General features: G+C 52.4%; 24 protein-coding genes and 1 pseudogene. 6 read left to right on the forward strand and 19 right to left on the reverse strand.

Annotation, left to right across the window (positions count from 1 at the left end; all coding sequences use genetic code 11):
- Positions 1-32: 32 nt before the first annotated feature.
- The 13 genes and pseudogenes from KZ771_RS07405 to flhA all read right to left on the reverse strand — a co-directional run bounded on the left by KZ771_RS07405 (position 33) and on the right by flhA (position 12600).
- A complete protein-coding gene (locus tag KZ771_RS07405; RefSeq protein ID WP_290652612.1) occupies positions 33-521 on the reverse strand; it encodes a DUF2802 domain-containing protein in 489 nt (162 codons plus the stop codon).
- Between the two features lie 16 nt (positions 522-537).
- Entirely contained in the window at positions 538-1050 is a 513-nt protein-coding gene (locus KZ771_RS07410) for a chemotaxis protein CheW (protein ID WP_133540179.1), read from the reverse strand.
- Positions 1051-1091: 41 nt separating this feature from the next.
- Complete coding sequence (locus tag KZ771_RS07415) at positions 1092-1331, reverse strand: hypothetical protein (protein WP_290652614.1); 240 nt, start codon at positions 1329-1331, stop codon at positions 1092-1094.
- A gap of 28 nt (positions 1332-1359) precedes the next feature.
- Positions 1360-2121 (reverse strand): chemotaxis protein CheW, encoded by a 762-nt coding sequence (locus KZ771_RS07420; protein WP_290652616.1) that lies wholly within the window; start codon positions 2119-2121, stop codon positions 1360-1362.
- The gene (locus KZ771_RS07425; RefSeq protein ID WP_290652618.1) at positions 2118-2903 is read right to left on the reverse strand and encodes a ParA family protein; all 786 of its coding nucleotides are present in this window, start codon (positions 2901-2903) and stop codon (positions 2118-2120) included. The genes KZ771_RS07420 and KZ771_RS07425 overlap by 4 nt, the downstream gene beginning before the upstream one ends.
- Positions 2904-2905: 2 nt before the next feature.
- Complete coding sequence (locus tag KZ771_RS07430; RefSeq protein ID WP_290652620.1) at positions 2906-4090, reverse strand: chemotaxis response regulator protein-glutamate methylesterase; 1185 nt, start codon at positions 4088-4090, stop codon at positions 2906-2908.
- 15 nt (positions 4091-4105) lie between these two features.
- Positions 4106-6289, reverse strand: a complete 2184-nt coding sequence (locus tag KZ771_RS07435; RefSeq protein WP_290652622.1) for a chemotaxis protein CheA — start codon at positions 6287-6289, stop codon at positions 4106-4108.
- 13 nt (positions 6290-6302) lie between these two features.
- Positions 6303-7043 (reverse strand): protein phosphatase CheZ, encoded by a 741-nt coding sequence (locus KZ771_RS07440; protein WP_290652624.1) that lies wholly within the window; start codon positions 7041-7043, stop codon positions 6303-6305.
- A gap of 14 nt (positions 7044-7057) precedes the next feature.
- Positions 7058-7441, reverse strand: a complete 384-nt coding sequence (gene cheY, locus KZ771_RS07445) for a chemotaxis response regulator CheY (protein ID WP_133540185.1) — start codon at positions 7439-7441, stop codon at positions 7058-7060.
- A gap of 33 nt (positions 7442-7474) precedes the next feature.
- Positions 7475-8200 carry an RNA polymerase sigma factor FliA gene (locus KZ771_RS07450; protein ID WP_290652626.1) on the reverse strand — a complete coding sequence of 242 codons (726 nt, stop codon included), beginning with the start codon at positions 8198-8200 and terminating at the stop codon, positions 7475-7477.
- Entirely contained in the window at positions 8193-9065 is an 873-nt protein-coding gene (locus tag KZ771_RS07455) for a MinD/ParA family protein (RefSeq protein WP_290569531.1), read from the reverse strand. Before KZ771_RS07455 ends, KZ771_RS07450 begins: the two co-directional genes overlap by 8 nt.
- 15 nt (positions 9066-9080) lie before the next feature.
- A pseudogene (flhF, locus tag KZ771_RS07460) lies at positions 9081-10444 on the reverse strand (flagellar biosynthesis protein FlhF).
- 14 nt (positions 10445-10458) lie between these two features.
- Positions 10459-12600, reverse strand: coding sequence for a flagellar biosynthesis protein FlhA (gene flhA, locus KZ771_RS07465; RefSeq protein WP_290652628.1), 2142 nt, complete (start codon positions 12598-12600; stop codon positions 10459-10461).
- A 410-nt stretch (positions 12601-13010) separates the two neighbouring features.
- Between flhA and KZ771_RS07470 the strand changes: the two genes are divergently transcribed.
- The 6 genes from KZ771_RS07470 to KZ771_RS14325 all read left to right on the forward strand — a co-directional run bounded on the left by KZ771_RS07470 (position 13011) and on the right by KZ771_RS14325 (position 15019).
- Complete coding sequence (locus KZ771_RS07470) at positions 13011-13421, forward strand: prepilin-type N-terminal cleavage/methylation domain-containing protein (protein WP_290652630.1); 411 nt, start codon at positions 13011-13013, stop codon at positions 13419-13421.
- On the forward strand, positions 13415-13909 hold the full coding sequence (locus KZ771_RS07475) for a hypothetical protein (RefSeq protein ID WP_290652632.1): 495 nt from the start codon (positions 13415-13417) through the stop codon (positions 13907-13909). Before KZ771_RS07470 ends, KZ771_RS07475 begins: the two co-directional genes overlap by 7 nt.
- Positions 13896-14111 carry a Type II secretion pathway-like protein gene (locus KZ771_RS07480; RefSeq protein WP_290652634.1) on the forward strand — a complete coding sequence of 72 codons (216 nt, stop codon included), beginning with the start codon at positions 13896-13898 and terminating at the stop codon, positions 14109-14111. The genes KZ771_RS07475 and KZ771_RS07480 overlap by 14 nt, the downstream gene beginning before the upstream one ends.
- Positions 14089-14406, forward strand: coding sequence for a type II secretion system protein (locus KZ771_RS07485; protein WP_290652636.1), 318 nt, complete (start codon positions 14089-14091; stop codon positions 14404-14406). The genes KZ771_RS07480 and KZ771_RS07485 overlap by 23 nt, the downstream gene beginning before the upstream one ends.
- Positions 14407-14495: 89 nt before the next feature.
- Entirely contained in the window at positions 14496-14735 is a 240-nt protein-coding gene (locus KZ771_RS07490) for a type II toxin-antitoxin system ParD family antitoxin (RefSeq protein ID WP_133540194.1), read from the forward strand.
- Positions 14735-15019, forward strand: a complete 285-nt coding sequence (locus KZ771_RS14325; protein WP_365996472.1) for a type II toxin-antitoxin system RelE/ParE family toxin — start codon at positions 14735-14737, stop codon at positions 15017-15019. Before KZ771_RS07490 ends, KZ771_RS14325 begins: the two co-directional genes overlap by 1 nt.
- A gap of 159 nt (positions 15020-15178) precedes the next feature.
- Here KZ771_RS14325 and ispH read toward each other — a convergent pair whose 3' ends face one another.
- The 6 genes from ispH to murJ form a co-directional block, all read right to left on the reverse strand.
- Positions 15179-16114, reverse strand: a complete 936-nt coding sequence (gene ispH / locus KZ771_RS07495; RefSeq protein ID WP_290652638.1) for a 4-hydroxy-3-methylbut-2-enyl diphosphate reductase — start codon at positions 16112-16114, stop codon at positions 15179-15181.
- A gap of 30 nt (positions 16115-16144) precedes the next feature.
- A complete protein-coding gene (fkpB, locus tag KZ771_RS07500; protein ID WP_133540196.1) occupies positions 16145-16585 on the reverse strand; it encodes an FKBP-type peptidyl-prolyl cis-trans isomerase in 441 nt (146 codons plus the stop codon).
- A 1-nt stretch (position 16586) separates the two neighbouring features.
- On the reverse strand, positions 16587-17111 hold the full coding sequence (gene lspA / locus KZ771_RS07505) for a signal peptidase II (RefSeq protein ID WP_290569578.1): 525 nt from the start codon (positions 17109-17111) through the stop codon (positions 16587-16589).
- Between the two features lie 4 nt (positions 17112-17115).
- Positions 17116-19950, reverse strand: a complete 2835-nt coding sequence (gene ileS / locus KZ771_RS07510) for an isoleucine--tRNA ligase (protein WP_290652640.1) — start codon at positions 19948-19950, stop codon at positions 17116-17118.
- A 41-nt stretch (positions 19951-19991) separates the two neighbouring features.
- The gene (gene ribF, locus KZ771_RS07515) at positions 19992-21053 is read right to left on the reverse strand and encodes a bifunctional riboflavin kinase/FAD synthetase (protein ID WP_290652642.1); all 1062 of its coding nucleotides are present in this window, start codon (positions 21051-21053) and stop codon (positions 19992-19994) included.
- Between the two features lie 244 nt (positions 21054-21297).
- Positions 21298-22857 (reverse strand): murein biosynthesis integral membrane protein MurJ, encoded by a 1560-nt coding sequence (gene murJ / locus KZ771_RS07520; RefSeq protein ID WP_290652644.1) that lies wholly within the window; start codon positions 22855-22857, stop codon positions 21298-21300.
- Positions 22858-22976: the final 119 nt, after the last annotated feature.

The raw sequence follows: 22976 nt of genomic DNA on the forward strand, positions 1-22976 counted from the left end.
TGCATCCCATCGAAACCAAACAATCGGCTACATCATCTCCGCATGGCGGCGAGGAGTTCGGCTTCGGCGCGGGGCAGATCGCATTCCTGCATGATTTCTTCTATGCTGGCGCCGCTGGCGACGAGTTTGGCGGCGCGTTGGTAGAGTTTGGCGCCTGGGTCTTGCTCAGATAATTGTTGCAGCTTTTGTTCGAGCGCGCATTGTTCCTGGCTAAGCTGTGCGACGGTTTGCTGCAATTGCTGGTTTTGTTGTTCCAGCTGTTGCTTTAGGCTTAACTCAAGGCTTTGCTGCAGTTGCTGGGTTTGGGCAAAATCGCCACCGTCCTGCTTCTCGTTCTGCTGCTCCAGCTGCTTTTTGAGGGCTAAAATATCACTGGCGGTTTCGGTCAGCATCATCAGACGCTGTTGCTGCCGTTCAATTACCTGGCTTTGCTTACGCGCAGTAATAACCACAGCAGTTAGCGCCAGCAAGGCCAGCACTAATGCGATAATAGCTATAACCAGCGGCGTAGACAGGATCACCGGCAAACTCCGTCTGTTAACCTAACCGTGAGATTTCGTCCCACTCGTCATCGGTCAGCATCTTATCCAGATCGACCAAAATCAGCAGTTCGCCGTCACGATTGCTTACACCCTGAATAAAGCGTGAGCTCTCGTCGGTACCAACGTTAGGTGCGGTATCGATTTCTGACTTTTTCAGGTAAACAACTTCGGCGACGCTGTCGACCAAAATACCGATGACCTGTTTTTCAGACTCGATGATCACTACGCGGGTACTGTCGGTGACTTCGGTTTGCGGCAAACCAAAACGCAAACGGGTGTCGATAACCGTGACGACGTTACCGCGCAGGTTAATGATACCGAGTACGTAGTTTGGTGCTCCGGGGACCGGCGCAATTTCGCTGTAGCGCAGTACTTCCTGCACCTGCATTACGTTGATGCCGTAGGTTTCTTCTTCTAGTTGAAAAGTTACCCACTGCAATACTTCGTCATTTGCTTCTGCGTCGTTGTTTTTTCTGTTGTCTTTCACGTTTCGAGTTTCCGTCGCCATAGTATTGCTCCGCGTCTTTAAATGTCGCGTCAGGACGCGACCTACCCAGTAAATCCGTAGCGTGCGTCCTGACGCACGGGTATTTTAGCTGCATCAACACGCGACCACCCAGTAAATCCGTAGCGTGCGTCCTGACGCACGGGTATTTTAGCCGCATCAATACGCGACCACCCAGTAAATCCGTAGCGTGCGTCCTGACGCACGGGTATTTTAGCCGCATCAACACGCGACCACCCAGTAAATCCGTAGCGTGCGTCCTGACGCACGTTAGCACGGACCATGGTATGTCGTGTCAGGACCCGACATACATTATTTTTTAATATGTCCCAAACCATTATCAAGCAGTGTAATCAATGCGTTAACATCGAGCAATGCACACATGCGATCGCGTACCACGCCGGCAAGCCAGGGGCGCTTTTCGTTAACCCCGCTGCGCCACTGGATCGAGTCCGGGTGCAAGGGCTCACTATCAACCAACTCTTCGCACAGCAAGCCCCAGGGGCTGTCGTTGAGCGTTATCAAATACTGATATTCGATTTTTTCTTCCAGCTCCGGCGTGATTTTTTCCGGCATCACCCATCTAGCTGTATCGACCACTTGTAGTTTTTCTTCACGTTCAGTCATGATTCCTTTGAACCAGGACGGTTTGCCGATTATCGGGCTAATTTTGCTGAGCGTGTGAATACCCCCCAAACTTTTTAGCGGCACCGCTAAGGTTAGCCCGGCGACACGGAAGAACAATGCCTGGAAATCGTCTTTTTGATATTCCTGCATAGGGTCTGCGAGCGGTTTGGGCTCGACTTCATCTCGCGGTTTAGGCGCTTTGCGCGGTGTAGGGTCTGCGACCGGTTTAGGCTCGACTTCGTCTCGCGGTTTAGGCGCTTCGCGCGGGGCGGGGTCTGCGACCGGTTCGGGCTCGACTTCGTCTCGCGGTTTGGGCGCTTCGCGCGCTACGGTTGCTTTTTGCAGCAGCTTTTTTATCGGTTCGTCGTTGAACTCGGCTACGGGCTTTTTCTCTTCCTCAAGCAGAGCGTTGAGGTATTCCATCATCGCTTTATCGCTGCCGCTCATGCTGTATCCTGCTGTGCTAATTGCTGAAGATGGGTCAATAAACTCTGATACGCCAGTACGCCGCGTGATTTCGGTGCATACACCGATGGCGGTAGTTGCTGATTACTGGCATCACGAAATTTGGTATCGATGGGGATCATGCCACTCCAAACCGACTTGCCGTAACGTTCAACCAGTTTTTTATAGGTATCCAGCGATGCCCGCGTACGTTTGTCGTACAACGTCGGAATAATAGTATAACTGTAGCCGTGCCCGCGGGATTTCTGGATCAGCGTTAACGTGCGCATCATTCGATCCAGCCCTTTTAACGCTAAAAATTCGGTTTGCACCGGTATCAACACCCGATGACAGCTGGCCAGCGCATTGACCATTAACACCCCTAACACTGGCGGTACGTCGATTAAAACATAATCATAATCTTGCGCGACTAGCGCCAGCGCACGTTTTAACACCAGCCCCATACCGCCCTGATTACCCAGTTTGCGGTCGAGTGTGGCCAGCGCCATGGTGGCCGGCATGACATGCAAATTGTCGACTTCGCTGGGTAATATGGTCTGCTGAATCTGCTCGCGGGTAATGTTCTTGCCCGCAACAAAAACGTCATAAGCACTGGCCGGCAACTCTTCGGAGTCAAAGCCCAGGTAGTAGGTCAGCGACGCGTGCGGATCGGTATCTATGCACAGTACACGTTGGCCGCGCTCAGCCAGCAACCCGGCTAAGGCAACCGTGGTGGTGGTTTTACCCACGCCACCTTTTTGGTTGGCGACTGTCCATACGATCATGGTTAGTGATATCCCACTTCTTTAACAATAGCTTTGGCCATTTCGTTCAGGCTAATGCTACGCGACGAAATACCGGCCGAAGCGACTGCCTGCGGCATACCGTAAACCACGCAACTGGCTTCGTCCTGTGCCCAAATGGTGGCGCCTTTTTGCTTAAGCATCCGCGCCCCTTCACGGCCATCGGCGCCCATGCCGGTCAAAATCACACCTAATACCTTGCCGCCGAATAATTTTGATAAACTGGCAAAGGTAATATCCACACTCGGTTTGTAAGTGACCCGGCCACTGTTGTCTTCTTTGATGCGCAGACGGGCATTGCTGCTGGTGCCATCGACGATCATTTGCTTGCCGCCCGGTGCCAGATACGCCTGCCCGGGGCGCAGTACATCGCCGTCTTCGGCTTCTTTGACCCGCACTTTACACAGCCCGTCGAGCCGTTGCGAAAATGCCTTGGTAAACGCCGCCGGCATATGTTGCACCATAACAATCGGGTAGGGAAAATCAGCGGGTAATTGGGTTAGAATTTTTTGTAGCGCGACCGGGCCGCCGGTGGAGGTGCCGATGGCCAGAACTTGGTAGGCCCGATTAATTGTTAAACTGTTAGCCGCTACGCTGGCCGGCGCTGTCGCCTCGCCCCGCTGGCGTTGACGCTCTTCACTGCGTTGGCGAATACGATCCAGCGCCGAACCTGAAGAATCCCGGGTCGTGGTAGTTCGTGTCGACGGCGTCGAGCTCCGTGGCGTTGCTGACGGTGGCGGCGGGGTTGCCGCGCGGGTTGAGCGGGCACCGGTATCGTTGGCAATGGCCAGCACCCGATCCTGCAGGGTTTTTACCGCTTCGTCGCGATTACGGGCGATATCTTCAAATTTTTTCGGCAGAAAATCAGCCGCACCGGCTTCCAGGGCATTTAAGGTTGCGGTTGCGCCCTCATGGGTCAATGAGCTGAACATCAAAATCGGGCACGGCGCCGAGCGCATAATTTCTTTGACTGCGTCGATGCCATTCATTACCGGCATTTCGATGTCCATGGTAATGACGTCAGGGCGAAGGGATTGAGCCTTGTCGACGGCCTCGCGACCGTCGTTAGCAGAGCCGATAACTTCTAAGCGGCTGTTTTGTTCGAGGATCTCAGTGACCCGGCGGCGAAAAAACGCCGAGTCATCTACCACCAGAACTCGTACTGTCATGTGGAGGGTTATCCGTTAACGTTTAGCGTAATACTTCAGCATGCTGGGTACATCAATAATCAGCGCAATACCACCGTCACTGGTGATGGTCGCGCCGGCCATACCCGGCGTACCCTGTAATAATTTATCCAACGGCTTAATCACGACTTCTTCCTGACCAATCAACGCATTAACCACAAAGCCAACTTGTTGATTGCCGATTTGCACCACCACAACGTGACCATTCTCGTCGCGGGCTGAGCCATCAGGATTGCGCACCAGCCATTTCTCCAGGAAGAACAACGGAATCGCACGATTACGTACAATCAGCGTTAACTGCCCATCGACGGTGTTGGTTTTGCTCATATCGAGGTCAATAATCTCGCTAACTACCGCTAACGGCAAGGCAAACGTCTGCTGTTTTACTGCCACCATCAGGGTCGGCAAAATAGCCAATGTCAGCGGCACTTTGATCATCAATTCAGTGCCTTTGCCGAGCTCCGAATTGATCTTAACACTGCCGTTAAGCTGCGAGATCTTGGTTTTTACCACGTCCATACCCACGCCGCGTCCGGATACTTCCGAGACTTGTTCTTTGGTCGAGAAGCCGGCAGCAAAAATCAGGTTATAGGCGTCTTCGTCGCTCATACGGGCGGCGCTGTCTTCGTCCAGCACCCCGCGTTTAATGGCGATTTGCTTGAGTTTTTCCGCGTCCATACCGGCACCGTCATCTTTTATCGACAACATAATATGGTCGCCTTCCTGCGACGCCGATAAAGTTACCGTACCCTGGCGTTGTTTGCCTTTGGCCACACGATCGTCAGGCATTTCGATGCCGTGGTCTACCGAATTACGCACCAAGTGCACCAGCGGATCGGCCAGCGCCTCGACCAGGTTTTTATCCAGATCGGTGTCTTCGCCGTACATTTCCAGGTTAATTTCTTTTTTCAGGCTGCGCGCCAGGTCACGTACCACCCGTGGGAAGCGACCAAAGACTTTCTTGATTGGCTGCATACGAGTTTTCATTACCGCGCCCTGCAAGTCGCCGGTCACCACATCCAGGTTCGAAATGGCTTTGCTCATTTCCTGAGCGTTTTCGGCGTCATCGTTGTTGCTCAGACTCAGCAAACGGTTACGCACCAACACCAGCTCACCGACCATGTTCATGATATCGTCGAGACGTTTGGTATCGACACGGACGGTGGTTTCGGGTGGCTTTGCGGCGGCAGCGTCTGGTTTGGGGCCTGCGGCGGGTTTGGCGCTTGCCTTCGGCTGCGCTGGTTTAGAGGCTTCGCCTGGTTTGGGGCCTGCGGCCGGTTTGGCGCCTTCGGCGGGTTTAGAGGCCTCGCCTGGTTTAGGGCTTGCCTTTTGCTGCGCCGGTTTATCGGCTGTGGTCGGGGCTTTGCCCTGGCCGTGCAATTCGTCTAACAATGATTCAAATTCATCGTCAGTAATTTCGTCATCATCCGACTTATCTGCTTTTTTCTGCGCTTCTTGCTGTTTTTCGGCGCTGGTCGGCGCTTTGCCGCTGCCGTGTAATTCGTCCAGCAGGGCTTCGAATTCATCGTCGGTTATTTCGTCGTCGTCTTTACCAGAGCCGGAAGCAGGAGCTGCATCATCCGCTGCAGCCGCGTCATCAGCTTTGTTAGCACCAGGACCTTTGCCACTGCCGTGAAGCTCGTCCAGCAGCGCTTCAAATTCGTCATCCTGAATTTCGTCAATACCACCGTCAGACGATGGTTGCTCTGCAGCTGGTTGTTCGGCTGCTGGTTGTTCAGATTCTGGCGAAGCTTCCGCAACACTCTCAGCAGCAGCGCTCTCGTCTTCGGTCTCTGGTTCGCTTAACTTATGCAACGCTTGTAATAATTCGTCAGACGCCGCTTCCGGCTCGTCTCGCGCTTGCAACTGCGCAAACTGCGCATTAATGGTGTCCAGTGCCTGCAGGATCACGTCCATAAGCTCTGAGGTGACTTTACGCTGATGGTTACGCAAGGTATCGAACACGTTTTCGGCACCGTGACAGGTATCGACCAACGCGTGTACATTCAAAAATCCAGCGCCGCCTTTAACCGTGTGGAAGCCACGGAAAATAGCATTCAGCAAGTCGGAATTCTCAGGATCATTTTCCAGCTCTACCAGCTGTTCAGATAGTTGCTCGAGTATCTCCCCGGCCTCTATCAAAAAATCCTGTAGAATATCTTCGTCCATTTCAAAGCTCATGCGAGTGCTGCTCCTAGAATCCTAAACTGGACAGTAAATCATCAACATCGTCCTGACCATGAACCACGTCATCGCGCTTGTCGGCGTCAATAATCGGTCCCTCTGCTTGATTTTTATCGGCCGCTTTTGGCTCTTGCTTAGTAACTTTTTTGGCGTCATCACCAAAAAGTTTTAACAATTCAATCAGATTCTTCTCGACGTCTTCGACCAGTTGTATAACCCGGCGGATAACCTGTCCGGTGATATCCTGAAAATCCTGTGCCATCAATACTTCGGTCATCAGACTATGGATCTGTGGCATGTTACTGCCACACGACTTCAATACATCGTCAACGCCGTGACATAGCGACTTAAACTCGTCTAACTGAATGTCATTGTCCATGAGTTTTTGCCACTGTGGCATTAATCGGTCGATTTTTTGATGCATGTCATCCGCCATCGGCAAACACGCTTCAACGGCATCCATGGTGCGGTTGGCCGCATCCTCAGTTTTTTGAATGACATACTGCAAGCGGTTTTGGGCATCGGGCAGATCGTCTTCGGTCAACTGCACAATACGCGGATCGAGCTGAAAGTCCTGCAGCGCTTCGTGGAGGTCTCGCGTCAGCTGGCCGACAGAAGTGAATAACTTGTCGTTGCGACGATCAAACATTTCGTCGAGCTTGTCATTGGCTTTGTTCTGCTGACCTGCTTCAAGCAGTTCAACCAACTCTCGCGCTTGCTCTAACGAAACATTATGGGCTTGCTCAGTCATGGTGGCTCGCCCTTTTAGCTAATACGTTCGAAAATTTTGTCGAGCTTTTCTTTAAGCGTCACTGCAGTGAATGGCTTAACGATGTAGCCGTTAACCCCTGCCTGCGCAGCCTGAATAATCTGCTCACGCTTGGCTTCTGCGGTTACCATTAATACCGGTAGGTGCGACAAGTTATCGTCTTTGCGAATTTCCTTAAGCAAATCGATACCCTGCATGCCCGGCATGTTCCAGTCGGTTACGACAAAGTCAAAGTCACCCTGTTGCAACATGGGTAGCGCGGTATTGCCGTCATCGGCTTCCTGAATATTGGTGAAGCCCAAATCACGCAACAAGTTTTTGATGATTCGTCTCATTGTTGAAAAGTCATCAACAACAAGAATTTTCATATTTTTATCCAAAGCTCCCTCCACTGAGGCTCTCGATTACCACGTTTAGTCAACCCAGTTTTGCATCCGTGATTTAAGACGCAACATAGCCTGACTATGAATTTGACTGACTCGCGATTCGCTCACACTGAGCACTTCGCCAATCTCTTTTAAATTTAATTCTTCATCATAATACAACGAAAGCACTAAAGCTTCACGTTCTGGCAACGTCGAAATGGTATCAGCCAGCGCCCGATGAAAGGCATCGTTCTCTACATCCCGCTGTGGCTCATAGTGCGAGCCGGTAACTTGTTCCGGAATAATGGCGTCTTCTGACACGCCTAGATCTTCCATTCCGATAATGCGCCCCGAGTTTACATCACGCAGGATAGCGTGATATTCATCCAGCGACATCTCCAGTCGCTCAGCCACTTCAACGTCTTTGGCATCGCGGCCGGTGTCGTTTTCGACCAACCGGATAGCCTCTAAAACACGGCGGTGATTTCGATGCACCGAACGTGGTGCCCAGTCGCCGCGGCGTATCTCGTCTAACATCGCGCCACGAATACGAATACCGGCAAAGGTTTCGAAACTGGCGCCTTTGCTACCGTCAAAGTTACGGGCAGCTTCTAATAAGCCAATCATACCGGACTGTATTAAGTCATCGACTTGTACGCTCGCCGGCAATCGCGCCATCATGTGATGGGCAATACGTTTTACCAGGCCGGTATGTTGTTCGATGATTGCCTGCCGATTATCGGCATGGGCAGTGTAAACAGCCGCTTTATTCATTGGCAACATCCTGCTTATTAGCGTTATCGGCAGAAGTTATTAATTGTTCAAGGAAAAATTCCATATGACCGCCGGCTTGTGCCGGGATCGGCCAATCCAGAGCCTTTTTCGCCAACGCTTTTATCGCCAGCGACGCCGGTGATTTGGGGTGCGCCATAACCATGGCTTTTTGTTTGCGAACGGCTAAACGTAAGTTCTCGTCAAACGGAATAATTGCTGATAATTCTATCGCAACATCTAAAAAGCGATCGGTGACCTTGGTCAACTTATTAAACAGCACCTGACCGTCGCGCAGGTTGCGCACCATATTGGCAACCACTTTAAATTTAAACACGCCCTGGTCGCGGCTCAGCACCTTCATCAGCGCATAAGCATCGGTAATCGAGGTGGGCTCGTCGCAAACCACCACGATAACGTCTTGCGAGGCTCTGGCAAAGCTGACCACGGTGTTGCCGATACCGGCAGCGGTATCAATAATTAACACATCAAAATCGTGCTGTAGATCGCTGAAAGCCTGAATCAGGCTGGCATGCTCGCGCTCGGAGAGTTCAACCATAGAACGTGTGCCCGAAGTCGCCGGGACAATTTTAATACCGGCCGGACCTTCGATGAGAATATCGCGCAGCTCGGCAGTGCCATCGAGTACGTGTGAGAGGTTTTTTTGTACCCGCAAGCCCAGCATCACGTCCACATTGGCCAAGCCTAAGTCAGCATCCAGTACCAGTACGCGTTTGCCCTGTTGAGCCATCGCGATAGCCATATTCAGCGACACGTTAGTTTTACCCACGCCGCCTTTGCCACCGGTCACTGCGATTACTTTTATCTTAGATTGTTTCATTCTTCTTAAGCCACTTGCTTGGTCCATGTGCGCGCTACTTCTTTAGTTAATACTAGACTGCCAGTAGGATTTTGGCATTTCTGCCATGTTCGAACAAATGCTTTTGTCATACAAGCGTTCGGCTTCGCTCACTAAATAGTGGGCGTCGGCCACTTTCATGTCTTCCGGCACTTGCTGACCATTTGTTAGATAACTTACCGCCATGCCATGCTCGATGGCAACACTTATACTCTCACCCAGGCTCAGACATTCGTCGAGCTTGGTAAAAATACAGCCGCTCAGCGGCAGCGTTTTAAACTGCTTAACCGCATCGTTCAGTACTTGTGTTTGCGAAGTAGCCGATAATACCAGATATGGGCGAATGCGCAGACGATTATTGTGCAGTAAGGTCGCTAATTGGTCGTTTAAGCGTTTATCGCGCTGCCCCATGCCCGCGGTGTCAATCAGAATCAATGATTTATCACGTAATGTGAGCATCGCATCGGCCAGTTCTTTGGCGTTATTAGCGACTTTGACCGGACAGCCAATAATACGGCCATAGGTCTGCAATTGTTCACTGGCACCGATACGGAAGGTATCTGTAGTAATAAGCGCGACGTTGTCAGCGCCGTGGCGCTGGGCGTAACGCGCTGCTAACTTAGCAATAGTGGTGGTTTTGCCGACGCCGGTAGGGCCTACTAAAGCCACTGCGCCACCACGCGTCAAAATATCGTCAGCGGTGGTGTTTAACTGACCTTCAAGCAATTGTAGGCATTGCTCCCAACTATCATCGTCGTCACCGCCTTCGGGAATAAAGCAGGCGATCTGGTCGGCGATACGTTCGCTTAATCCCATGCCCATCAGGCGCTTGGTCAGCATTGCGCGGATAGGTTCTTCACGTTCAACTTCCTGCTTCATCAGGCCGCTTAGCTGGTGTTGCAGTAGGTCTTTTATGCCGCGAATTTGGGCTTTTAATTCGGCGATTTCTGCGGCTGAGCCGCCGGTGACGTGCTCGGGGATTTCGTCATCACGCTGCGCGTGGGCTGGGTGCGCCTGTGGCACGGCTGTGTCGGCCTGCGGCCGGGCTGTTTGCGCCTGCGGCGCGGCTGTTTGCTGCGTGCCTTCGGCCGCAGCGGCTGTTGGGCTTGTGCCTTCGGCACTCGCTGTCGCGCCAACGGGGCGCTTGTGCCTTCGGCACTCGCTGATTGGCGTTGTAGGAGTTCGGTTAGGGAATTTGCTGGGGTGGGCTCCTGCTGCGCAGTCGCCTCCTCTGCTGGCTGTTGGGCGTCGGGGTCTACGGCGGCTACTATTTCGATGCCGCCGTTAACCTTTTTGTTGGACATGATGACAGCGTCCGGGCCCAGGGTTTCTTTTACCTGCTGCAATGCGCGGCGCATATCTTCGGCAAAAAAGCGTTTAATTTTCACAAGCGACTCCCATCCTAACTATTCTGGCCCACGGCTTGGTTTCCGCCGATGGAGCTGACTATCCGAATTTGTTTATCGTCGGGGATTTCCTGATAACTCAGTACTCTCATGCCATCTGTCGCGTGACGGGCAAAACGTGCCATAGTCGAGCGCAGTAGCCCCGAAGTTAGCAACACTGACGGTTCTCCGTTCATTTCCTGTTGCTGATGTACGTCGCGTAATGAGGTTTGTAAGCGTTCTGCCAGGCCGGGTTCGATACCTGCGCCCTGCTGATTGCCCTCATTACCGGCGGCTTGCAGAGACTGATGCAACATCTGTTCCAACTCTGGCGCTAACGTTACAACCGGCAGCTCTGGCGCGCCTTCCGAGATATCCTGCACAATCAAACGGCGCAACGCGATGCGTACGGCTGCGGTCAGAACGTCGGGATCTTGACTCCGCGGTGCGTACTCCACCAAGGTCTGCACAATAGTGCGTAAATCGCGGATGGCGATGCCCTCGTCCAGCAGGTTTTGCAGCACTTTAACGAAGTTACCCAGCGACAACATATCGGGAATAAGGCCTTCGGTAAGTTTCGGATGGCTGCGCCCCAGGCGATCCAGTAATTCCTGAGCTTCTTCGTGCCCGAGTAGCTGCGATGCGTGATTGGTAACAATTTGGCTTAAGTGAGTCGCTACCACAGTCGCCGAATCGACTACGGTATAGCCCAGAGTTTGCGCGTGTTCGCGCTGTTCCGGACGGATCCATACCGCATCTAAGCCAAACGCAGGGTCTTTGGTTTTCTCGCCTTCGAGTTCGCCAAATACCTGACCCGGATTAATGGCCAGTTCCCAGTCGTGACGAATTTCGGCTTCACCCATGGTCACGCCCATCATAGTAATGCGGTAGCTGTTAGGGCCTAAATCAAGGTTGTCGCGGATATGAACCGAGGGGACCAGGAACCCAAACTCCTGCGATTGTTTTTTACGCACGCCCTTAATACGCGACAACAGCTCGCCGCCTTGCGATTTGTCCACTAGCGGAATTAAGCGATAGCCAACCTCCAGACCTAATGTGTCAACATGACGTACGTCGTCCCAGCTAAGTTCTTTTTGGGTTTGCTGTTGTTGCTGTTCTTGTTTTTCCTGCTCGACCAGCTCCCCTTCTTGTGACTCGCTCTTTTTGATTTTGAAATAGGCAGCGCCGGCCAGAATCGCCGACATACTTAAAAACGCTAAGTGCGGCATGCCGGGAATCACGCCCAAGGCAAATAAAATAGCGCTGGAGATAACCAATACACGGGGGTTGTCGATAAGCTGAAACACCACCGCATCACCCATGTCTTTGGTGTCATTTTCGCGGGTGATGATAATGGCGGTGGCAACCGAGAGTAACAGCGATGGAATTTGTGCAACCAAGCCGTCACCGATGGTCAACAGGGTATAAACTTCAATAGCTTCGCCGAAACTCAGCCCGTGTTGGAGCATACCAATCAGGAAGCCGCCGACAATGTTAATGAGCAGGATAAGGATACCGGCGATGGCGTCGCCTTTTACAAATTTACTGGCACCATCCATAGAGCCGTAAAAGTCCGCTTCGCGGGTGACGTCGCTACGGCGCAGTTTAGCTTCTTCCTGGTTAATGAGTCCGGCATTTAAGTCGGCATCGATAGCCATTTGCTTACCCGGCATGGCGTCGAGGGTAAAGCGTGCAGTAACTTCCGAGATACGACCCGCACCCTTGGTAATAACCACGAAGTTGATGATGACGAGAATGGCGAATACCACTAAACCAACAGTGTAGTTGCCGCCGATAACCACGCTACCAAAGGCTTCGATAACGCTACCGGCAGCGCCCGGGCCGTTGTGCCCTTCAAGCAGGACAATACGGGTTGAGGCGACGTTTAGAGACAGCCGTAATACCGTGGCGATCAGCAATACCGTGGGGAATGCGGCGAAATCGAGCGGCCGTTGGGTATATACCGCAACCAGCATAACCACGAGCGACAAGGTGATAGAGAACGAGAACAGGATATCCAGCATCATTGGCGGAATCGGTAAAACCACCATCGCCAAAATCGCCATTACCGCCATCGGCGTACCGAAGCCTTTGATTAAATGGGGATTTCTTTGCGCAAAGCCTTTTAAACTATTGAGCCGTTCTGCTCCACTCGCCATACATCGTATCTCGCGTCAAAAGTTTGTATCTGGGGTTGGTCTATTCAAGATGTGTGCCAAGTTCGGATTCCTCGGCGGATGGGGGCTTCGCCCCGCCGGTGCGCTCCCTGCGGTCGCTAAACCGGCGGGTACTTATGATATGAATTAAGATCTTGGGGCAGTCACGATCTGAGTTTTAAAAGAATTCAACGTCGAATTCCGTTAAAACCTCAAATGACGGCACATCCCGGAAACGCGAACAGATCGTGTGTAGCCGCCGGCTTAGCGGCGAAGCCGCGTGACGGCGGTTCAAAGCGTATCCCCGACGAAAAAGCCCATCGAAGCCGAAATAGCGCACGAATTTATACGCCAAATCGCAATTCGTGTTTTGAGTCGGAAATCTACACTGGGTTGTTTTGGACGGGAAATCAATGGGCTTTAGTTTGCTTGAAATGTTGGTGTCGATGGCGGTGGTGGCGATCTTGTTGGCGGCGGGTATGCCGGGATTGCAACAGAGCTCTGAACGGGTGCAAATGCAGGTGTGGAGCGAGCGTATTTTAATGTTGTTGCAACAGCGCAAGGCCTTTGCCATGGCTGAGAACCGGCAAATTACTATTGCTATTGATTCAATCGCGGCTGAGCTGCCCAATGGCTTGAGCCTTAAGCATAATTTTCGTGCAGGTTCGCCGCTGGTTTTCGAGGGTAATAGCGGCTTTGCGCGGGCCGGGAGTATCGAACTTCAAAATGCCGGTTACGGCAGCAAAATTATTATTAGTGGCCTGGGCCGAATTCGCCGTTGTCAGAGCGTTGGCATGGTATTGCCCGGATTTCGCGCATGTTAACGCGCCAGCGCGGTTCAAGCTTGCTAGAAGTCATTGTCGCCGCATCGCTGGGGCTACTGGTGATCCTGGCGGTGCAACAAACCTGGGCGTGGCAAATGGGGCAGCAATTGGGCCACAGCGATTCAACCAAAGCCTTTTTAACCGCCCAGTCGTTATTAGAGCAGCTCACTCAGGATATTGTGGATGCTGACCCCGACGCAGTTAATTTAGCTGGCAGTTGTTACTTACTGCCCCAGTATGATGGTCGCCAATTAGCCTATCGCGTTAAGAATAAACAAGTGCAGCGCCATACATTGGCTCCTTATTGCCCAACTACTGGCTGGCAAAGTTTAAGTCATTACCATTCGGTTGCGATTAAGTCGCTAACGCTGCAGCTGTTTAAATCGCAGGGTTTGCCCACGCTGTCGATAGCCTTAATGGCAAAATCACCACGAGATAACAGTTTTCATGCCTTTAATCGCGAGGTGGTTTTAGATGCGGCACGTTGACTTGTCGTCGCAGCAAGGTTTGGCGGTACTGATGACGGTGGTGACGTTGACAGCATTGAGTTCGATGGCGCTGGCGGGACTATTATTTAAGGCGCAGGCGTTACAAGCGCAACAACATCGGCAATGGTTGCTGTTAAAGCAACGTAACGAGCAGCAATTTGCCCGGCAGCAGGCCTATTATGCGCAGCTTGAACAAGAGTAGCGGGTTTTCGTTAATCGAAGTACTGATGGCCGCGGCGATTTTCTCAATCTGGCTAACCAGCAGTTTGTATGCATTGCAGTTAGGCCTGGCGACCCAACTAAAAGTGCAGCAACGCGCTGAACAAGTCGAAGCCATGATGTCGTTGCATGCTGATATCGCAGCGCAATGGCGGGACGGCGCAGTAACGGTCGATAGTCATGATATTGACTGGCAAATCGATGTCATCGACGAACACCGAGCCGTTTTAACCCTGTCCGCTGACGACTATAACCTTAAGTTTATGCTGACACGTTAGTGATTACGATAACTCATGGATTGAGTTGCTTAATTTCTATTTGTAATTATTATTGGTAAATATTGGTATTTAAGATGAAAAGTTACTTTATGGCTAAAAATACAAGTATTTCACTTGGTGTTCACTTTGAAAATTTCATTGCTCAACAGATACAAGGCGGTCGCTATGGCTCCGCGAGTGAAGTGGTTCGTTCGGCGTTAAGGCTATTAGAAGAGCGAGAGGAAAAGCTCTCAATGCTAAGAAACGCATTGCAAGAAGGTGAAATGAGCGGCAAAGCAGATTACGACATGGCTTCAATAGTGAGTGAATTGGATGACGAGCGTTATTAATGCGGATTAAGATCAGTCCGTTAGCGAAAAATGATATTAAAGCGATAGCTCGCTACACAGAACAACGATGGGGTCGCTCCAAAAGGCAGAGTTACTTAAAAGCCTTTGATAGTCGAATTATGCAGCTAGCAGACTTTCCCGAAAGCGGCGTAGCATGTGATGAAATTCTGCCTAATTATAGCAAGCTTAGTTTTAACCAACACCTAATTTTTTATCGAAGGCTCAATGTCGAATCACTATTAATCGTGAGAATCCTGCATCAATCGATGGATGTAAAACTCTAAAACTCCAATCGAACGCGCCTACCGCTTTTATCTTATTTCATCCCAACAGCCGCAGCGGCCGAAGGCTCGCTGCAAACCGCCGTGCCGAAGGCACAAATAGCCGTCGCGGATGCGGCAAAGTGCCCTTGCGCCGAAGGCGCAAGCTACGAAAAGCGCAAGCTACGCGGGGCGCAGATCGGGTGGGATGGAGAAGGTGATGTTTTCGGCGCGGCCTTCGCGTTCGGTGACGGTTTGGCCGCCCCACTCGCGCAACTGCTCAATAACGGACTGTACCAAGACTTCCGGTGCGGAGGCGCCGGCAGTGACGGCCACACGCGGTTTGTCGTCCAGCCATTCGCGTTTAATGCAGCTGGCGTCGTCAATCAAATACGCTGGTGTGCCCATTTTCTCGGACAATTCGCGTAAGCGATTAGAGTTTGAACTATTGCTGGCACCGACCACCAACATCACATCCGCTTCACCGGCTAATTCACGCACCGCATCCTGGCGGTTCTGGGTGGCATAACAAATATCATCTTTGCGTGGCCCGGAAATATTGGGGAACTTAGCGCGTAGAGCCTCAATCACATCAGCCGTGTCGTCCACCGATAACGTCGTCTGGCTCATGTAATGCAGGTTGTCCGGGTCTTTCACTTCGAGTTTTTCAACATCCGCCGGCGACTCAACTAAATACATGCCGCCGTCTTTATTAGCATACTGGCCCATAGTGCCTTCCACTTCCGGGTGGCCGGCGTGACCAATCAATACGCATTCATGACCTTTGCGGCTGGCACGGGTCACTTCCATATGCACTTTAGTCACTAACGGGCAGGTGGCGTCGAACACCTTCAAACCACGATCTTTGGCATTCTGGCGCACCGCCTGCGATACCCCATGGGCACTGAAAATAACGATGGCGTCATCCGGCACTTCGTCCAGCTCTTCGACAAATACTGCGCCCGCGTCTTTTAGCGAGTTAACCACGTACTTGTTATGCACCACTTCGTGACGCACATAAATCGGTGGTTCAAAAATCTCCAGCGCCCGTTCAACAATGGTAATGGCACGGTCGACACCGGCACAAAACCCGCGTGGATTGGCTAACAGTATTTGCATTATTCCTCCAGAGCCTGCGATTAACGCGAATTACGGCTCAACACTAATAATTTCGACATCAAAGATGACCGTTTGCCCGGCCAACGGATGATTAAAGTCGATGGTCACCGTTGGACCATTAATTTTGCGCACAATTCCCGGTAAATCGGTACCGTCGGGCTGCGTGAACGCCAAAATTGCGCCGACTTCCGGCTTGGTTTCCTCGCTGAACTTAGACGAGTCTACGTAATAGTAGTTGTCCTCGTTCGGCTCGCCAAAGGCATCTTTAGGCTCCAGCGTAAACTCGCGTTTAGCACCGGCTCGCAAACCAACCAGGCAAGCCTCAAAGTTGTCGGTCAGGCTGCCATCGCCCATACGGAACTTGGCCGGCTTACCCGACATCTTGGTACTGTCAGCAACCGAGCCATCAGTCAACTTGATGGTAAAGTGCATGACCACTTCGCGGCCATCTTCTATGGGTAAACGGCTCATACTACTTATTACCCTCTTGGTTTTGACCCTTGCGCTCGTCGTCACGACGGTTATCGACAAAGGCTTCGAGTAACATTAACGCGGCACCAATGGTAATCGCCATATCGGCAATATTAAAGGCCGGCCAGTGCCAGCCCTGATAATGCACGTCTAAAAAGTCGATGACATAACCGTACATCATACGATCCGCCACGTTGCCAATAGCACCGGATAGAATCAGCGCAAAAGACAAGTTTTGACGCCAGAAACTCACCGGGTTACGGCGCAGCCAAATCAACAGCACCGCACTGATGGCCACCGCGATAACGGTAAAGAACCAGCGTTGCCAGCCGCCGCCATCACTTAAAAAGCTAAACGCAGCGCCGTAGTTATGCACATAGGTAAAGTTGAACAAACCATCGATAATCACGCGGCTTTCGTACAACTCAAATTCTGCTGCGACCCACAGCTTGGTGATCTGATCAACGATCACCATCAACACCGTAAGCCACAGATAACGCAAGCCAGAGGCGCGTTTTTTAAGCATTTGATTAGGCAAAACGACGTTCCTCACCTGCTCCGTCAATATTGGTCACGCAGCGCTGACACAGGTCATCATGCCCGGCGATGGTGCCGACTTCTTCGCGATGATGCCAGCAGCGCTCACATTTCTTATGCGCCGATGCGTTGACCGCAACAGCCAGCGGCAACTGCTCGGCTTTAACCGCATCATCGCCTGCTTCGCCGAGCGGCTTAACTCTGGCTTCCGACGTCAGCAAGGCAAAGCGTAGCTCGTCACCTAAACGCGACAGTTTTTGCGCCAGAGCGTCATCGGCATACAAGGTCACTTCAGCCTGCAACGAGCCACCAATCGCATCATTGCGACGTGCCTGTTCCAGCGCCTGGTTAACATTGTCACGCACTTCCAGCAACTGCATCCAGAACTGGTTTTCTTCGTCTTTTACCCCGGCAAACTCGTCAAAACCGGCGTACCAGGCTTCGGTAAACACGTATTTTGAGCGCTCGCCCGGTAACAGTTCCCAGATTTCCTGCGCGGTAAAGCTACAAATCGGCGCCATCCAGCGCACCAGCGCTTCGGCGATATGATGTAAAGCCGTCTGACACGAGCGGCGCGCCAGGCTATCTGATTTAGCGGTGTACTGGCGATCCTTGATGATATCCAGATAAAAGCTACCCAGCTCGATAGAGCAGAAGTGCATCAGTTTTTGCACCACCGTCAGGAACTGGTAGTTGTTGTAATGCTCTACCAACTGTTTTTGCAGGTCGGCGGCACGGCCGACAATCCAGCGATCCAGCTCAACCATGTCCTGCATCGCAACACTGTGCTCGGCGGGCTCAAAGCCGCTTAAGTTAGCGAGCAAGAAGCGCGAGGTATTACGGATACGACGATACGCGTCAGCCGAGCGCTTCAGAATTTCGTCCGATACCGTCATTTCGCCGGAGTAATCCGCTGAAGCAACCCACAGGCGCAGGATGTCGCCACCGAGCTTGTTCATCACGTCTTGCGGCGCCACCACGTTGCCGATGGACTTGGACATTTTGCGGCCCTTGGCATCAACGGTAAAGCCGTGCGTCAGCACCTGGTGATACGGCGCTTCTTCGTACATCGCAACACCAGTCACCAACGAGCTCTGGAACCAACCGCGGTGCTGATCCGAACCTTCTAAGTATAAATCCGCCGGCCAGCTCAAGCCTTTAAATTCACGCAGTACACAGTGGTGCGTCACGCCCGAATCAAACCAGACGTCCAGCGTATCGGTGACTTTGCGATAGTCCTTAGCTTCGTCGCCTAATAAGGTTTCCGGCTCTAAATCGAACCACGCCTGCACGCCGTCTTTTTCAATTAGCTGCGCGACTTTTTCCATTAATTCCAGCGTGTTCGGGTGCAATTCTTCGGTTTCGCGGTGCACAAACACAGCAATGGGGTTACCCCAGGTACGTTGACGCGAGATACACCAATCCGGACGGCCTTCGACCATCGACGCAATACGGCTTTCGCCCCACTCGGGGAACCAACCGACTTTTTTGATTTGCTCCAGCGCTTTCTGGCGCAGGCCTTGTTTTTCCATGCTGATAAACCACTGCGGTGTGGCACGGAAAATAATCGGCGTTTTATGGCGCCAGCAATGCGGATACGAGTGCTCGTAAGCCTCGGCATGCATCAGGTTACCGGCATCGCGCAAGGCATCCACAATAGGTTCGTTGGCTTTAAACACGTGCTGACCGGCAAACAATGGCGTGTCGTCTTTGTAAACGCCGTTGTCACCCACCGGATTGTAAACCTCGAGACCGTATTTTTGACCGACTAAGAAGTCATCAACACCATGGCCCGGCGCGGTGTGTACACAACCGGTACCGCTTTCGGTGGTCACGTGATCGCCTAAAATAACCGGTACGTTAAAGTCGTACAGCGGATGATTCAGCTGTAGCCCTTCGATGTCTTTACCGGTGGCAAAACCGAGTTTGTGGTAATGATTGATGTTCCAGCGGTCCATACAGTCGTTAACCAGGTCACTGGCTATGATCAGGCGCTCAGCCTCATGCTCATCGTCTTTTTCGATTTGCACCAACGCGTACTCCAGGCCTTCGGCCAGAGTTACCGCGCGGTTGGCCGGAACGGTCCATGGCGTGGTAGTCCAGATAACCATGCTCAGTTTGCCTTCGCCGGTGTGCCCTTCCGGCGTGCTAAAACGACTTAGCGCTTCTTCGGTGGCAGCCAACGGCATTTTGACGTCAATCGCCGGCGAGGTTTTGTCTTTATACTCGACTTCTGCTTCAGCCAGCGCCGAACCACAGTCGGTACACCAATGCACTGGTTTAAAGCCCTGATGCAGGTGGCCGTTATCAATAATTTTTGCCAGTGCACGAACGCTGTCGGCTTCCTGCTTAAAGTTCATGGTCAGATAAGGGTTATCCCAATCACCAAACACCCCTAAGCGTTTGAAGTCTTCGCGTTGCTGGTCGATTTGCGTGTGCGCGTACTCGCGGCATTTTTCGCGGAACTGGGCTAAATCCAGTTTTTTACCCGGTTTGCCGTGTTTTTTCTCGACTTGCAGCTCGATTGGCAGGCCGTGACAGTCCCAGCCCGGCACATAAGGCGCGTCAAAATCACTCAGCGTCTTCGCTTTTACGATAACGTCCTTCAGAATTTTGTTAACCGCGTGACCGATATGAATTTTGCCGTTAGCGTACGGAGGGCCATCATGCAAAATAAAACTGGGCTTGCCCGCTTTGGCTTTACGAATTTCTCCGTAAAGATCATCGGCGTACCAGTCTTGTAGCATTTTAGGTTCGCGTTGCGCCAGGTTGCCGCGCATCGGGAACGCCGTGTCCGGCAGGTTTAACGTATGCTTGTAATCACTCATGGGTCACTGTTTCCATTTCCGCATTTTTTAACGACATCGCGCTAGCTTTCAGCTGTGTGTTGCGCCAGTAATTGCTTAGCACGAGCGGCATCTTTTTGAATTTGCTGTTTTAATTGATCGAGCGAGGCAAACCGCTGCTCGGCCCGTAATTTGGCAACCGGTGTAACGGTCACGTGCTGACCGTATAGATTGCCTGAAAAATCGAATAAATGCACTTCTAATTGGACTTCGTCGCCGTTTAGCGTTGGCCGTGTGCCGAGGTTGGCGACAGCTTGGTATGTGCCTTCGGCACGGCTTTTTGCCGCTTCGCGGCGGCTGTTTGTTGCTGCGCAACGGCTGTTTGGGCCTTCGGCCCGGCTGTTGGCGACTTCGCTTCGCTCGTCGCGGCCGCAGCTGCTATTTTCGGCTTCGCCGAGGGTTACCTTTACGGCGAAGACGCCGTGTAGGGGGCTTTTTAGGCGTTTTAGCGGGATGTTGGCGGTGGGGAAGCCGATGGTGCGGCCGTTTTTGCGGCCGTGTACTACTTTGCCCTGCATTTGGTAAGGGCGGCCGAGCATCGCTTCGGCGTTTTCGAAGTCGCCTTCATTCAACGCTTGTCGGATCGCGGTACTGCTAACCCGCTGTTGTTGCTGCCGGTAGCTGCGTGTATCCACCACTTCAAAGCCCAGCTCTTTGCCCGCTTTAGTCAGTAGTTCAAAATCGCCTTCACGCTTAAAGCCAAAGCGAAAGTCATCGCCCACCACCAGGAATTTTACACCCAGCTTGTCGACTAAGGTTTTTTCAATAAATTCCCGTGCCGGTTGACTGGCGAATTTTTTATTAAACTCAATAACGATATGGCGGTCGACGCCCTGGTCGCGCAAGGCCAGGTATTTTTCACGCCAGTTAGTTAGCCGTGCCGGGGCTTTTTCCGGCTGAAAAAGTTCCTGTGGCTGAGGTTCAAACGTCATCACAGCAGCGGGCACACCCAGCGCTTTTGCCTTCGCACAGACTTGCTGCAGTACTGCCTGGTGGCCAAGGTGCACGCCGTCAAAGTTGCCGATGGTTAATACGCAACCCCGGTGCTTTGCGCGCAAATTGTGTGTACCGCGAATGAGTTCCATGACGGGCGAGTCCGTACCCTGTTTTTGCTGTGTTTAAGAAAGCGCCGATTATAACTTAAAGCTAAGCGTTAAACCACGGCTGTTTGAAGCGGAGCGCTAGGCGCCCCTGCGGGGCTTGCTTGGCTCCGCGTCGCTGCGCTTGCGGTTTGCTAGGCGCGGACTTTGTCCGCTTGCTTGGCGGCGCTTCGCGCCTTGCTCAACCGATAACTGCTCGCGCCTGCGGCGCGAGGCGAAAAAACCGACCTCAACGGTGGCCTGCGATGTGCCTTGGCCGCAGGCCAGTGATGAGCAAGGTGACCAAGTACGCTGCGGCGCCTAGACCGATAACTTGCGCGAGCAGCCAGGGACGTTCGATGACGGAGGTGGTGCGCCAGGCTTCGGTGGCGGGGCTGAACCATTGGATGGCGGCGACCATTACAGCGGTGGCGATAATCACCTGAATAATAAAACGCCAGGTGCCGGGCTGGGCTTTTAATACCCCTTCTTTATATAATGTAAAACCGAGTAAACCGGCATTGATGGCGGCGGAAGCGGCGGTTGCCATGGCCAAACCGACATAGCTAAAGGGTATTGCCAGGGCGATGTTAAAGACCATATTGGCGACCATCGCGATGATACCGAATTTTACCGGGCGTTTAGTGTCCTGGCGCGAATAAAATCCGGTGGCGAGCACTTTTACCAGCATAAAACTCAGCAAGCCGGCGGAATACGCCATCAGGCTATAGGACGCCATGCGTGCGTCGTCAGGACTAAATGCACCGTGCATAAACAGCACCATCAGCATGGGTTCGGCCAAAAAGAACAGCCCAGCCATGGCCGGCACACCCAGGATCAGCACCATGCGAATGCCCCAATCGAGGGTTTTGGTAAATTCTTGCGGTGATTTATCCACGTGTCGCGATGAAAGTGCCGGCAATATGACCGTGGCTATGGCGATGCCAAACAAGCCCAACGGGAATTCAAGCAGGCGATCAGAGTAGTACAGCCAGCTAATCGAGCCGGTCATCAGGAAGCTCGCAATAAGCGTGTCGAGCAATAAATTAATCTGACTTACGGACACTCCGAAAATGGCCGGCAGCATCAGTTTGCGAATTTTAGTGACGCCCGGATCTTTCCAGCCCCACTGCGGCTTCACCAACAACCCCGCTTTTTTCAAAAACGGAATTTGGAACAACAACTGGATCAGGCCACCAAAAAACACGCCCCAGGCGAGACCATATTCCGGCTGTTCCAGGTTAGGCGCCAGCCAAATGGCGGCAGTGATAATGGCAATATTCAAAAATACCGGGGTAAACGCCGCTACCGCGAACTTGCCCAGCGTATTAAGGATCGCCCCCGCCATAGCGGTAAAGGTGATAAACCACAAATAAGGAAAGGTGATGCGCAGCAAATCGCTGGCCAGCACAAACTTCTCGCCCTGCGGACCGTCGTTCCACCAGTCCAGAAACCAGCCCATACCAAACAATGCCGTCACGACCGGCGAGGCAATAACGCCAAAAATGGTGACTACCGTAATAATCGTGCCTAGCGTGCCGGATACCCGCGCAATTAATAGCTGCTGCTCGGGCAGCTCCCTGCCCTGCTTATATTCGGTCAGCACCGGTACAAATGCCTGCGCAAACGCGCCCTCGGCAAACAAGCGTCTTAAAAAGTTGGGTATTTTGTTGGCAAAAAAGAACACATCCGCCGCTGCACCCGCGCCCATTAGGTTGGCAATAACCACATCGCGCACCAAGCCCAGAACCCGCGAAATAAGGGTCATGAAGCTGACGATGAATCCGGATTTTAAAAGGGACTTCGACACAACAATCCTTTGTTGGCTTCGCCAACGGCTATTTGTCGCTGCGCGACGGCTGTTTGCGGACCTTGTCCGCGGCGGTTTTCGGCTTCGCCGAGGCTGTTTGCTGCTTGCTACGCTCGCAG

The sequence above is a fragment of the Idiomarina sp. genome (genome assembly GCF_019431395.1).
Taxonomy (GTDB): Bacteria; Pseudomonadota; Gammaproteobacteria; order Enterobacterales; family Alteromonadaceae; genus Idiomarina.